Consider the following 12807-nt stretch of genomic DNA (forward strand, 5'->3'; position numbering starts at 1 on the left):
TCCGCTTTTTTACATAGTCAATTTTTGATTAAGATTGTGCTCCTGCGGTGGTCACAATGAATTGTCACCATCCTCGTCGCAAAGGGTGCGTCCCAAAATGACTTTTCGGACGCCCCAAGACTATGCTTTCGGTTGTACATAGTCCAAGTACTGTGCTTTTGTTAAGCCTCCATAACGCATATTAAATGTATCAAAATCAAGCTGTTCCATATTAAAAAATTCAAATGCCATCTGATAATTTTTCTGATCAAAAGGACTATGTCCAAACCTTACCCCATTGCTAACTCCATGTTGAAGATTGTAGTAGTCCTCAGGGATGCCTTCCTTTGCAATCGTCGCTAACCCCCAACTAATTCGTGAGGAATGGTCCTCAAAATAGAGAGATGGACCAAATCCAAATGGTAGCTCGATATCCTTTTCAGTTAATTGCTTGTTTCCTATAAATGGATATTGCCCTCGCATAAATTGGTCATCCATCACAATTTGGCAGCCTTCATAAAACGGCAATTCCGCTATTTCTTCTAATGATAAATCTTTTTCTGTTTCGAGATGATAAACTCGTACAAAAAGAGGAACTGTCATCAAGTCATGCCAAATACTTTCCTTCGAAAACATCCCATCTTTTCTCATTTTCGTTATATCTCCAATTACAACAACATAACCATGTGTCGTCATCGAACGCTCGACTTTAAAAACATCCCCTACTTTTATTTTATGGCGCTTTAACTTTGTAAAGAGCTGTTCAAGCTTTTTCTCATAGGTAGATGGTGGAGATGTAATAAATTGCGTTAATTGCTCTTCAACCTGCGCTAAATTTTCTGCATCAAAACGAGGAATTGGTAATGACCTTTTCGTTTCAATATGCTCTAAATCGATATAACCTTTATTATTGTATACGCTGTATTTAAACAGGAGCGTCCCATCATAACGACTATACAAGCTAGGATACGTTAGCTTTTTTTCTTTACCGCGAGCCGTTTTTGGTAAAATATATTGTCTATCTCGTGTAGCAATCGAGATATCCTTTTCCAAATAGGAGCTTTCAGTTTGGTCAATGCGTTTTACTATCGTGTCACCCTCGAAATAAATTGTGCATTCATCGGTTAACTTTACTAAATCCCATGATTCCTGAATCGGCTGTAGCTTAAAAAATTGTCGCTTGTCATTTGTCATCCACATAAAATCCCCCCTATTTTGTAAATCTTAAATGAATTATATCTGCTATCGTTCTTCTTCTGACATAATTTCTAAAAGATTTTGCAAGGAAGCAATTCCTCGAATTTGCTCAACAAGTGCATAATCAATGTATTGGAGCGATTGAATAGCCATCTCCTTAGTCCGAACAATATTATTTTTCTCAATATCCAACAATACCTCACGGACGATGTCCAAAGAGTAAACAACCCGTTGAACTGTCCGAATAATAAACACTCTTCTAATATCCATTGGACTATAAATGCGAAATCCACTTTCTTTGTGACGTTCGGGATGGATTAATCCTTCCTTTTCCCAATGTCGAATTGATGAAGGAGAGACATTTGCTTCTTTTGCTACTTCTCCAATCGTAAAATAATCTTTAGCGTGGTACTTTTTCATATCGGCAAATTCCGCGAAATCTTTTGAATCAAGTATTTTTACTGTTTTTTGCACAGCTTCCTTTTCGAAATATAAATCAACCTGTGCCTTATTAATAATCCATAAAGCCTCATGTATTTTCTTATTTATAATAAGTGGCATCACCTTTTTTACCAAATCCATTCCAAACCCAGCATTCAATGCACGTATACATTGGAAATACGCCTCATGCTCCCTTGTATAGATACGATATCCGTTTTTTGCTCTCTCAACCTTTGGAACAAGTCCCCATGCTTCATAATGTCTTAATGCACTTGTGCTTATCTTTAATTTCTTAGCGATTTCAATGCCTTTCATTACAGCCCCCTTATAAATCATAGTTAAAGTCCATGACGGCTTTTTTATATAAAATTTGAGTTAGCTAAGTTCATAATAACAAAACCTTATCATTTGCACTAATGTTGTACTATAAAATTGTAAGGTAAAATGAAAAATCTCCTTACAAAAAAATTCAAAGGAGCAAATAACTATGCAAAATCAAACAGTAATCCCCTATTTTATGGTGTTAAATGGAACACAGTTTATTGAATTTACGAAGAAGGTTTTTCAAGCTGAAGTAATAAAAATTAATAAGTTAGAAGGCACAGAGAGCATAATTCATGCAGAAATGAGAATAGGAAACAGCACCATTTATTTTGCTGATACATCTGCTGATGGAAGCTGTGGTCCAGGAGTATGCGGAGAGTTGAATACAGATGGATTGATTCCTATTCAAATGTACATGCATGTTGCCAACGTGGACAACACTTACCAAAATGCTATTGCAGAAGGTGCGACTCCTGTAATGGAGCCAGCAGAGGAAAATGGGTATATGGGTGGTTTTGTTGATCCTTTCAAAAATCTTTGGTGGGTTCAAACAAACAAATCCTAACAAATAGAACGCAATAGTTTGCAAGCTCTTTCTTATTCGCAAAATAATATAAGGTTTCCCTAATTATAGTATTAGAGAAACCTTATATTTTATCATGATTCAGCAGCTCTTTTGTATCAAAAGCAGAGCAATTCCTACCTCCACAAGTGGCAAGAACAATGCTTAGATTGCTTTTCTTTCAGCAGGATATCCAAATACAATCTAAAAATTGATTAAAAACTTATAGCGCTTTTACTTTATTTACTACGTTTTCAACAGTGAAGCCGAATTTCTCGATAACTAAATCGCCAGGTGCTGATGCGCCAAATGTGTCGATACCCAGTACATCACCTTCTAAGCCAACATATTTATACCAGCTTTGTGTTGCACCCATTTCGATTGCTAAACGCTTCGTAACAGTTTTTGGTAATACAGATTCTTTATAGTCTGCATCTTGTTGGTCAAATGCAAATGTTGATGGCATTGACACGACTGATACGTCGACACCTTCAGCAAGTAATGTTTTTTGTGCATCTACTGCTAGAGAAACTTCCGAACCTGCAGCAATTAAAATTGCATCAGGTGTTGCCTTTGTTGCAGGTGATACAACATAGCCACCACGTGCTACACCTTCAGCAGCTAATTGTGCTGTTGTGTCTAACACGGGTAAGTTTTGACGTGACAATACTAAAGCCGTTGGTGTGTTTGGCGATAAAATCGCTTGCTTCCAAGCTTCTGCTGATTCATTTGCATCTGCTGGACGAATCACATTTAAGTTTGGCATTGCACGTAATGAAGCTAAGTGCTCCACTGGTTCATGTGTTGGGCCATCTTCCCCAACAGCAATTGAGTCATGTGTAAATACATATGTTACTGGTAAGCCCATTAATGCTGATAAGCGTACTGCTGGACGAACATAGTCAGAGAACACGAAGAATGTTGCACCAAATACGTTTAAGCCGCCATGTAATGCCATACCATTTAACGCTGCTCCCATTGCAAACTCACGCACACCGAACCAAATATTGCGACCTGCATAGTTTTCTACTGAGAAATCGCCTGCACCTTTGATTGTTGTTTTATTTGAGCTTGCTAAGTCTGCACTACCGCCGAATAATGATGGTAGTTTTTTCGCTAAAGCGTTAATGACATCACCAGAAGATGAGCGGGTAGCTACTGATTTTCCTGCTTCATACACAGGTACTTCAGCTGCGAAATCTGCTGGTAAGTCACCTTCCATTGCATTTTCAAATTCAGCAGCTAGCTCTGGGTATTTAGCTCGGTAAGCTTCAAATTGTTCATTCCAAGCTTGTTCTGCTGCAACACCTTGACGCTCTGCCGCCGCTTTAAATGTTTCATACACTTCTTGTGGCACGTTAAATGGCTCATGATCCCAACCATAATGTGCTTTTGTTAAAGTTGCTTCATCTGCGCCAAGTGGTGCACCGTGTGAATCTGATTTACCTGATTTATTTGGTGAACCATAGCCAATTACTGTTTTTACTTCAATTAAAGTTGGCTTGCCCTTTAATTGCTTAGCTTCTTCAATTTTAGCGTTTAGCTCTGAAATATCATTTCCATCGTCTACACGCAAATAGTTCCATCCGTATGATTCAAAGCGCTTTTGGACATTCTCTGAAAACGACATGCCTAATTCGCCATCTAATGAAATATCATTGCTATCATAAAGTACGATTAATTTTTCTAATTGTAAGTGACCTGCTAATGAAATCGCCTCAGCAGCTACACCTTCCATTAAATCCCCATCACCACATAAAGCGTATGTGTAATGATCTACGATTTTATGCTCATCTTTATTGTATTTAGCCGCAAGGTGTGCTTCAGCCATTGCCATACCGACAGTCATTGCAATCCCTTGTCCAAGTGGTCCAGTTGTTGCTTCAACACCAGCAGTATGACCATACTCTGGGTGACCAGGTGTTAATGAGCCCCATTGACGGAAGTTTTTAATTTCTTCCATCGGTAAGTCATAGCCACCTAAATGTAATAAGCTATAAAGTAACATAGAGCCATGACCAGCAGATAATACAAAACGGTCACGGTTATACCAATTTGGATTTTGTGGATTATGGCGTAAATGCTTTGTCCATAGTGTATAAGCCATTGGAGCTGCCCCCATCGGTAAACCAGGGTGGCCAGAATTTGCTTTTTCAATTGCATCAATTGATAATGTACGGATTGCATTAATTGCAAGTTGATCCGGAGTTTGAGTCATTTTTGACATCCTTTCTCGTGCTAAATAGTCTACTTTTATAGTGTAGTCAAGAACGTTAAAGAAAACAATGGTTAGTAGCTGTTTTCTTTGAAATTCATCATACTAAATGTGTTATTTTGTATAAAATTAATTTGGAAAATCTCTCTGCTTTTTAATATTTTTTATTTTATCTGGTGTAACATCATTGCCTTCTGGATCAACAATTTTTACATGCTCGATCGTATCACGCATCGTTGCACGGAATGTGTCTAAATATTCTTTACGAAGTGCTGTACGCTCCTTGGCTTCCGCCTCTGTCAGCGTACCTTCCTTCGCTTTTTTTGCGAGTGCATTAATTCGAGTTAATTTTTGTTTTGATAACATATTTTTCTCACCTTTCTAAAACTCCATACTACAAAGGTATGAGAAAAAAACGTAAAGCGCAAGTGATTTACCTTGCGCTTTACGTTTTGAACAAACTACTCACATATCATGTTCTTCTTGATATTCCTTAAAGCGACGATGAACTGTTGCTTTACTCACATCGAAGCCTAACCCTCTCAATGTTGTAGCAATTTCTTCGAACGTGAAGCCTTTTGTACGCAACTTTATAACTTCCTCAATCGGTATATCAATTCGTTCGCGTCCTTCGATATTGCCTCTATTCTTTAAATTATTTTCTGGACGATAGCCGTTATTGACTGCACGGCGCATGCCACGTCGAATTTTAGCATTATGTAGCTTACGTTGATATTCCTCTACTATTGCTAAAATTTCTAGCAGCATTGTATCCATTTCATTTAATGAGATAGGTCCAGCATCATTTAAGGTTAGAACAGACACACCCTGCTTTTGTAAAAGATGCAATACAGCTACACGAGCATTGCCACGCCCTAATCGTGTTTCATCTTGTATAAACAATGCTTTAATATCGTTTACTTTCATGTAATCTAGCATGTCTAATAATCCTTCACGCTCCACATCAAAGCCACTCTGCTGATCCTCAAATATTGCTACTATATTGTAATTTAATTTGTTGGCATATGTTTTTAACTCTTCTTTTTGCCTTGCAAGAGATGTATGCTGTGTTGATTTCTCAGTGCTAACTCTTGCATATATAACTGCCGCTTGTCTAACCATTAGTTTTTATTCGCCACTTCACGCGAATGGCTATCCTCACTTAATTGATTTGCATTTGCAATGATCGAACGCTTTTCTATTGGAACTAGTAACTGCTGTCCACTTACTATTTTTTCATCCGTAAGATAATTTGTTTTTTTCACAAAGCCAATCCATTGCTCTGTTGACATTTTGCCTCGATATTGTTCGGCCAAAGACCATAGCGTATCTCCATGAGCAATAACAATTTCCTCATATTGTTCAATTTCTTCATCTGTAATTACTAGTATTGAAATGACAAACAGCGTAAATGCAACAAAAATTGCAATATAATTATTTTTTTTCAACCAATTCATATTTAACTCCTCCTAAATAAACAGAATATCCGTTCGGAATATATGTTCTTATAATAAAACGAACAAACGTTTCTTGTCAATATTTTTTTCGAACTAACGTTTGCTTTCTGTTTTCTCTTTTGTTATACTAAAAACAAGAAAATTTGTTCTACCAATTATGTGTTATTTAAGGCTTTATTTTAGTTCAGTAGGCTTTCTACATATGCTGAGCAAGACTAACTATAGTTCCCTCTCTTTATATTTAGAGAGGCAGGATATTTTACTAAAAATTAAAAGAGGTGAGTGAGTTGACAAAAGTATCAAAACGCCAAGAAGCAATTTTAGCTTTTATTAAAGAAGAGGTTAAGTCAAAAGGTTATCCACCGTCAGTTCGTGAAATCGGAGAAGCAGTCGGTTTAGCATCGAGTTCTACTGTGCATGGACATTTAGCTCGCTTAGAAAGCAAGGGACTTATTCGACGTGATCCAACAAAGCCACGTGCAATTGAAATTTTGGATACTAGCGATAATGATATTGAACAACAAGGTGTTATCCATGTCCCGTTAATCGGTAAAGTAACAGCTGGACTTCCTATTTCTGCCATCGAAAATATCGAGGAATATTTCCCGTTACCTAACTCCTATGGCTCTGCTGAAGATCAACTGTTTATGCTTGAAATTATGGGTGAATCAATGATTGAAGCAGGTATACTAGATGGAGATTATGTGATCGTAAAACAAACATCGACAGCCAATAATGGTGATATCGTAGTAGCAATGACAGAAGATAATGAAGCAACGGTTAAACGCTTTTATAAAGAAAAAACGCATTTCCGTTTACAGCCTGAAAACTCTTCAATGGACCCAATTTTAGTGAATCAAGTAACGATTTTAGGTCATGTTGTTGGACTATATCGTAAAATCCAATAAATGAAAAGCGGAGCTACCCATCTTTGGGCAGCTCCGCTTTTTAGCTAGCATAGCTTTCGAATCATTACATTGTGGAAATAAAGAAGAATATTTGAGGTTAAATGAATATGAAGAAAAATCACTAAAAAGCTTGCTAGTGAGGAATTAATGCTATTTTATATAACAAATAAAAAATGTGCATGTTCAACAATGATTGATAATTTCTCAAAAATAGCCCATTTCAATAATTAATAGCATGATTTTCGTGGATTTTTAAATAAAATTGGCGATTTCCTATGAAATTTATCTTCTATTAGTGGATGCTGTACTTCAGCAAATATTTTAACAAAACAGCAAAAGTGTCCGAAAAGGAGGTTTAATATACCTCTTTTCAGACACCCATATACCTTTTTATTATTTACATGCTTCAATAAATGCTTTAAAAAGTTTAATAGAATGCTCATCACCAGATGGTGCCATTGCCTCTGGATGCCATTGTACCCCAATACAAAATGGATGTCCTTCATGCTCAACCGCTTCGTTGATGCCATCTGCTGCAACACCTGCAATGACTAATCCTTCTCCTAGCTGATCAATTGCTTGATGATGGAAGGAATTTGTGCGGACTTGCTCCACATCAAAAATAGCATGAAGCTTTTCTCCATTAATTTTAACTGTATGTGTTGCCTCATCTCTTAAAGAAGCTTGCACATGTGCAATTGATTGCTCCGATTGTGATGGAATATCTTGAATTAACGTACCGCCAAATGCTACATTCAATACTTGATGACCGCGACATATTGCCAATATCGGCATATTGCGCTGAAAGGCATTTTGTACAATGGCTAAATCACTGTTATCTCGTTTTGTATGAAACATACCTAGCTTTTGATGCGGCTCTTGCCCATATAATTGCGGGTTGACATCATGTCCCCCAATTAATAGTAGACCGTCTACTTTATTTAATACTTGCTCCACGTCATATGCATCGAGATGTGGAATGCATAAAGGAATTCCTCCAGCTAGCTCTACAGACTGTATGTATGTTTCATTTATTTCTAGTTTTTTATCCCCTGTATGCATCGTTACCCCGATTATTGGCTTCATTATTACATTCTCCTCACTTGTAAGTTATTACTATTATCATATGCTAGTTATTTGCAGTGAGCAACGTAATTTTTAGATAATTCAAAAACCTATTTTTAAAGCAATTGCATATACCATGCCATTATTTGCTTGCCATAAAAATAAATGATAATGCTTGCCAATGCAATAGATGGGCCAAATGGAATTGGTGTTTTGCGATCTTTTTTATATAAATTTAACTGGATAATAGCTAATAGCATCCCAATCATCGCTGCTAAAAAAAGTGTAAGCAATGTACTCACTGTACCAAGCACAAGACCAATTAAGAAAAATAGCTTAATATCGCCTCCTCCTATACCACCCTTCGATACAGCTGCAATAAGCAATAATAGACCAAAGCCCATCACTGCGCCAAGTAAGCTATCCCACCATAAAGTAAGGGGCGATAATATACGTCCTAAAATAAGTAAAGGTAAAAAGAATAACAAAATTTTATTCGGTATTAGCATATAGGCAATATCGGAAACTGTAATAATCATTAAAAGTGAAATGAAGAGCAAGGCAACAAATAGCTCTGTTGAAAAACCTAGTTGGTAATAAGAAAATGCGAAGAGGATGCCTGTGAAGAACTCAATTATCATATAAATTGGGGAAATACGAATTTTGCATATGCGACATTTCCCACGCAATAAAATATACGAAAATATTGGGACTAGCTCAATGATTGTTAAAGTATGCTGACAGTTTGAACAGGAAGCTCGAGGGAAAATAATAGATTTGTTTTTGGGGATACGTAAGCCAACAACATTATAAAAAGAACCGAGTATCAGTCCTAATAACAAAAAGAAAAACAGATACATAATTGTCATTTTGTACTCACCTACATCATTAAAATAGTCGTTTTACTTTTTTATCATACCATATAAAGGAATAAAAGCTGTAGGGAAATATAGAAATTCTACATTCCCTACAGCTTCTTACTTCCTCCCTAATCTCCCCGACAACAACATTCCTGCTGTACCGATGATCATAAAGAGAATTGCCCGAATTAACAGGTTTAATGTGGCTAAATCAAAGAAAATAAGCTTAAATATTGCGATTAATAATAAAATAAAGCCTGTTGCTGTAACCTTTTTCCATTGTCGCCTTCTTCCTAACAATATTGTTAGGCTTGCTGCTGCAAAGAGAATCAATGTTTTCATCATAATTGCAATACCCCATGTAAATAGGTCAATCGCGTATAAATAGGATGCAAGATTAATGAAATGCAATAGTGTTAGAATAATACCTACATTTATATAGATTTCAATATATTTTTCAATGAACCTTTTCCACTTTTGATAAATACGTCCTTCTTTATATATGTCAGCAAGCAGTGCAATGAGCGTTAAAATGAAAATGCTACGCGTTACAAGCTGCAATACGCTATGCGTATTATCCATAGTGCCTGATGTAAGTAATGCCAAGCTTTGCGTAAAGTAGCAAACAATGAGTAATGCTGGTGCAAAAATGCCGAGCCAACGGTTATCCATAATTAAAACAACAAGCAGGGCAATAGCGGTTAAGCTAAAGACAATATACGGAATATGGGATGTTGTTGAAATATAAGCAAAATCAAGCTTTGCCATATACAGAATAACGAAGAAAATAATACTTGCTGCAATGACATCCATTGCATAGTACTTAGCTAACCCCCGTTCAAAGCGCATCAGCTCTTCCTTTGGTCTTTTCGCATAAATATAAGCAAGGGCTAGACCTACAATAAGGACAATTATCGCTATATTTTCTACATACCAAAATGGTCGTACATCTGTCGTTGCATATAAAGCAAATGCCATCATAAATAAAATAGTTGAATACGTAATTTTCATTAGCGATGCTCGCAAGCGTATTGCTAACATCATACCTGCAAGAGCTGATAAAACATAGGCGAGTCGATCATAGTCTTGTGCAAAATCAAACGTCATCACCATATTAAATGTTAATAGTAATGCAATTGTCGCCGCAATATCGAAAACATGACGCTCGCTCTTTTTATGTGCGATAAAGGCCATGATTACATAAAGTACAAATATAATAAATAAATAACCTATTTGATATGGCTCATTTAAAATAAAAATATTAAAAAGCAATAGCACAAAACTGCTAACGCTAAACAATGCACCTTCTTGTATAACCTTCCATCTTTCGCTACGTATAAATAGCTGCCACCAGCTATTCAAAAATAGCGCTAACAGAATGATGATACTACATGCAAAGTACAGTGTTTGATTGTATTGTGTAAACCAAATAATTTGTATTGCCAATAGTGAAAAAATCATAGCAATATAAAGGGCAATTTGTTGCTGATGCTGTAAAATAACGAGCTGAATGGCTCCAAAAATCAGTATAATATAAATTAAAATAAATACTTTTTCAAAATCCATATATTCTAGCAAATAAGGTAAAAGTAAAGATGTAAATACAACAAAGGTTGTTAATGCCTGACTCCCCTTTAAATAACTAATGGCAACCCCATATGCGATATATAGTAGTGCAATAGCAAGTGCCACCGTTAATGCGAATATTTCATATAAAATTGCCCCTGCTGCAGTCGCCAATATACCAATAATAAAGGAACCACCGTATAAAGAGATGACCATTGCTGTCACTTCTTCTTTTTTCTTCTCAAGGCGCCATGCATAAATGCCGATAGCGATTGATACGATGTAAGCCATCATAACTTTCACTGTATCTGATAAGAAGCCGAATTCGCTTGCTAGCTTTAGCCCCCATAAAATACCTAGCACTAAAATAACCATAAACAGCTTCGGTAAAATAGTTGTTATACGCTCCTCAAAGGATTTTGTCGGCTTCGCTACTATCTCAGGTGCCTTCGTTTCACTTATAGCTTTTTCGACAGGCTGCTTTATGACAGCTTGTGTCTTTGTAAAGATAACAGGTTTTTCTTCTGTTTTAGGTGCTACATACGGTTTTTCGTGACCATGCTTAAGCTTTGCTACCTCTGCCTGTAGCTGTGCAACCTCTTGCTCTAGCCGTTCGACTCTTTCCTGCCATTCTCTTTCCATTCATCCCACCTACCTTTTATACATTTTATCACATGCTTATAGAAGCTATGACGAACTTTCTGTCGAATCGCGTGAAAATTAAGAATAAAGTAGGGGATTAAGTGTAAGCTGTAGGAAAATGTATACGGTACAAAAAAGATTGCCAAAAAAGCAGACTAACCTACTTTTTGACAATCAATGACTGTTTTATTTTATAAGCTGTTCTTGGAAGTAGGCTTCGATTTCCTTCCAATTGTTCATTCGAATGAAGCCTTCTGTTGTTTGGTTATATGGCATGGAATATAAAATACCAGTACCTTTAAATGCTTCTAGCTGATATGGGCTATCATCAATTAAATAGTCTGTGTGAATAACTGATTTCGTGCCACAAAATACGATATTTTGTTTATTAATAAATGGGAAATAACGCTCTAACCAATCGTATTTCGCATTGAATGAGCCTGGAACTTCCATTGCAGCTGTTGCAATAAAAATATCATAATGCTCCTGCAAATTTTTCACCACTTCAATCGCATCTTGGTCCAATAATTCTAAGTCTCCAAAAAAATCTGCCTCATTCATAAAGCCATACAACTTTTTCATCTGTTCATCTGGCAAGTTACGTCGAGTCCCACCTATAAATTCTTCATCTGTATAACTTGTCCCAAATCGTTCATTGCATGTTGCACAAAGCTTTTTATAAAAATTAGCTAATACTTGGTCCATATCAATTGCAATACTTTTTCTCATTATATAGCCTCCTCTTTCATTCCTTTTCTAAGTGTAATCAACTTGTAAACGAGAAACAAGCATGCGTAATTAACTTAACAAATTTTACAAATTTAACACCTTACATGTTTGCGTTTAAAGCCAATTCGTCCCTTTTCCACTTCTTTTTCAATGCTTTCTAACGCATTTAAGAAGCTGCTTTTTTTACCAGCCTTCTTCATTTCAACAACACCGATTTCCTTCGCAGTAGTCAATGCCTGTTCGTGTAATGGCTTATACGACACCCCTACCGTTGTTACAAAATTGTTCATCGCTGATTTTGCTCGCTCTGGCGCAGTATGAATTGTCTCTTTTACAACATCCAGCATATTAGCAAGCTTGCTTTGTGAAAATGTCTCATCCTTGCGATTGCCAAGCAGCCAGCAATAACAGCTATAGCCTGCTGACATCTTCAATTCTTCACCACTAGCAATCCATTTATCAGCTACTTGCTCTGCAATATTTGCCTCTGCTAGCGTTACCGCTACAACATAGTCTGATAGCATATAAAAATATGCCTGCTCAATCCAACGATCATAATCTGCCTCTGTCATTGTATTTGGCTCTGCAATAACCCCTGCAAAATACATCGCATCATAATTGCCTGTTGCATATAGCTGCTCTGCAAGCGCTTGATTCGTTTTAATCATTTTTCTCATCGGCTTCATCGCACCTGTTGCTACGCCAAAAACAGGCTCCTTCGCCCCATTTGAACAATAAGTCTTTTTCATACGCTCTTTTCCTAATGCTTCTAGCTCCTGCATGACGGTTTGAAAGTCCATTCATTTTGCTCCTTTTGTCATTATTACTTTGACCTTAGTTTATCATTTTCATTACAGGTCAG

General features: G+C 36.7%; 13 protein-coding genes. 2 read left to right on the forward strand and 11 right to left on the reverse strand.

The features are described from left to right. Nucleotides 1–120: 120 nt before the first annotated feature. Both R6U77_RS18435 and R6U77_RS18440 read right to left on the reverse strand, forming a co-directional pair. Nucleotides 121–1179: an immunity 26/phosphotriesterase HocA family protein gene (locus R6U77_RS18435; protein ID WP_319836755.1), complete on the reverse strand. Its 1059-nt coding sequence runs from the start codon at nt 1177–1179 to the stop codon at nt 121–123. A gap of 42 nt (nt 1180–1221) precedes the next feature. Beyond that, nucleotides 1222–1932, reverse strand: a complete 711-nt coding sequence (locus R6U77_RS18440; protein WP_319836756.1) for a MerR family transcriptional regulator — start codon at nt 1930–1932, stop codon at nt 1222–1224. A gap of 172 nt (nt 1933–2104) precedes the next feature. On the opposite strand from R6U77_RS18440, the gene R6U77_RS18445 reads away from it, so the two are divergent. After that, nucleotides 2105–2506, forward strand: coding sequence for a VOC family protein (locus tag R6U77_RS18445; protein WP_319836757.1), 402 nt, complete (start codon nt 2105–2107; stop codon nt 2504–2506). A 220-nt stretch (nt 2507–2726) separates the two neighbouring features. On the opposite strand, the gene tkt is transcribed toward R6U77_RS18445, so the two are convergent. The 4 genes from tkt to yneA form a co-directional block, all read right to left on the reverse strand. After that, nucleotides 2727–4721, reverse strand: a complete 1995-nt coding sequence (gene tkt, locus R6U77_RS18450; RefSeq protein WP_319836758.1) for a transketolase — start codon at nt 4719–4721, stop codon at nt 2727–2729. A 126-nt stretch (nt 4722–4847) separates the two neighbouring features. Beyond that, nucleotides 4848–5084 (reverse strand): DUF896 domain-containing protein, encoded by a 237-nt coding sequence (locus R6U77_RS18455; protein ID WP_319836759.1) that lies wholly within the window; start codon nt 5082–5084, stop codon nt 4848–4850. Between the two features lie 99 nt (nt 5085–5183). Then, nucleotides 5184–5840: a YneB family resolvase-like protein gene (locus R6U77_RS18460; protein WP_319836760.1), complete on the reverse strand. Its 657-nt coding sequence runs from the start codon at nt 5838–5840 to the stop codon at nt 5184–5186. After that, a complete protein-coding gene (gene yneA / locus R6U77_RS18465; protein WP_293921213.1) occupies nt 5840–6175 on the reverse strand; it encodes a cell division suppressor protein YneA in 336 nt (111 codons plus the stop codon). Before yneA ends, R6U77_RS18460 begins: the two co-directional genes overlap by 1 nt. Before the next feature lie 287 nt (nt 6176–6462). Between yneA and lexA the strand changes: the two genes are divergently transcribed. Further along, nucleotides 6463–7083: a transcriptional repressor LexA gene (gene lexA, locus R6U77_RS18470; RefSeq protein ID WP_319836761.1), complete on the forward strand. Its 621-nt coding sequence runs from the start codon at nt 6463–6465 to the stop codon at nt 7081–7083. 393 nt (nt 7084–7476) lie between these two features. On the opposite strand, the gene R6U77_RS18475 is transcribed toward lexA, so the two are convergent. The 5 genes from R6U77_RS18475 to R6U77_RS18495 form a co-directional block, all read right to left on the reverse strand. Then, nucleotides 7477–8169, reverse strand: coding sequence for a gamma-glutamyl-gamma-aminobutyrate hydrolase family protein (locus R6U77_RS18475; protein ID WP_319836762.1), 693 nt, complete (start codon nt 8167–8169; stop codon nt 7477–7479). Nucleotides 8170–8264: 95 nt separating this feature from the next. Next, on the reverse strand, nt 8265–9017 hold the full coding sequence (locus R6U77_RS18480) for a prepilin peptidase (RefSeq protein WP_319836763.1): 753 nt from the start codon (nt 9015–9017) through the stop codon (nt 8265–8267). Between the two features lie 108 nt (nt 9018–9125). Beyond that, nucleotides 9126–11216, reverse strand: a complete 2091-nt coding sequence (locus R6U77_RS18485) for a DUF2339 domain-containing protein (protein ID WP_319836764.1) — start codon at nt 11214–11216, stop codon at nt 9126–9128. A 186-nt stretch (nt 11217–11402) separates the two neighbouring features. Further along, complete coding sequence (locus R6U77_RS18490) at nt 11403–11945, reverse strand: 5' nucleotidase, NT5C type (protein WP_319836765.1); 543 nt, start codon at nt 11943–11945, stop codon at nt 11403–11405. A 92-nt stretch (nt 11946–12037) separates the two neighbouring features. Next, on the reverse strand, nt 12038–12745 hold the full coding sequence (locus tag R6U77_RS18495; protein ID WP_293921219.1) for a DNA alkylation repair protein: 708 nt from the start codon (nt 12743–12745) through the stop codon (nt 12038–12040). Nucleotides 12746–12807: the final 62 nt, after the last annotated feature.

The sequence above is a fragment of the Lysinibacillus louembei genome, from assembly GCF_033880585.1.
GTDB lineage: Bacteria > Bacillota > Bacilli > Bacillales_A > Planococcaceae > Metasolibacillus > Metasolibacillus louembei.

Bases quoted from the DNA above. Each gene is read 5' to 3' on its own strand.
- R6U77_RS18435 (WP_319836755.1), bottom strand. From the start codon at position 1,179: ATGTGGATGACAAATGACAAGCGACAATTTTTTAAGCTACAGCCGATT.
- R6U77_RS18440 (WP_319836756.1), bottom strand. From the start codon at position 1,932: ATGAAAGGCATTGAAATCGCTAAGAAATTAAAGATAAGCACAAGTGCA.
- R6U77_RS18445 (WP_319836757.1), top strand. From the start codon at position 2,105: ATGCAAAATCAAACAGTAATCCCCTATTTTATGGTGTTAAATGGAACA.
- tkt (WP_319836758.1), bottom strand. From the start codon at position 4,721: ATGACTCAAACTCCGGATCAACTTGCAATTAATGCAATCCGTACATTA.
- R6U77_RS18455 (WP_319836759.1), bottom strand. From the start codon at position 5,084: ATGTTATCAAAACAAAAATTAACTCGAATTAATGCACTCGCAAAAAAA.
- R6U77_RS18460 (WP_319836760.1), bottom strand. From the start codon at position 5,840: ATGGTTAGACAAGCGGCAGTTATATATGCAAGAGTTAGCACTGAGAAA.
- yneA (WP_293921213.1), bottom strand. From the start codon at position 6,175: ATGAATTGGTTGAAAAAAAATAATTATATTGCAATTTTTGTTGCATTT.
- R6U77_RS18475 (WP_319836762.1), bottom strand. From the start codon at position 8,169: ATGAAGCCAATAATCGGGGTAACGATGCATACAGGGGATAAAAAACTA.
- R6U77_RS18480 (WP_319836763.1), bottom strand. From the start codon at position 9,017: ATGACAATTATGTATCTGTTTTTCTTTTTGTTATTAGGACTGATACTC.
- R6U77_RS18485 (WP_319836764.1), bottom strand. From the start codon at position 11,216: ATGGAAAGAGAATGGCAGGAAAGAGTCGAACGGCTAGAGCAAGAGGTT.
- R6U77_RS18490 (WP_319836765.1), bottom strand. From the start codon at position 11,945: ATGAGAAAAAGTATTGCAATTGATATGGACCAAGTATTAGCTAATTTT.
- R6U77_RS18495 (WP_293921219.1), bottom strand. From the start codon at position 12,745: ATGGACTTTCAAACCGTCATGCAGGAGCTAGAAGCATTAGGAAAAGAG.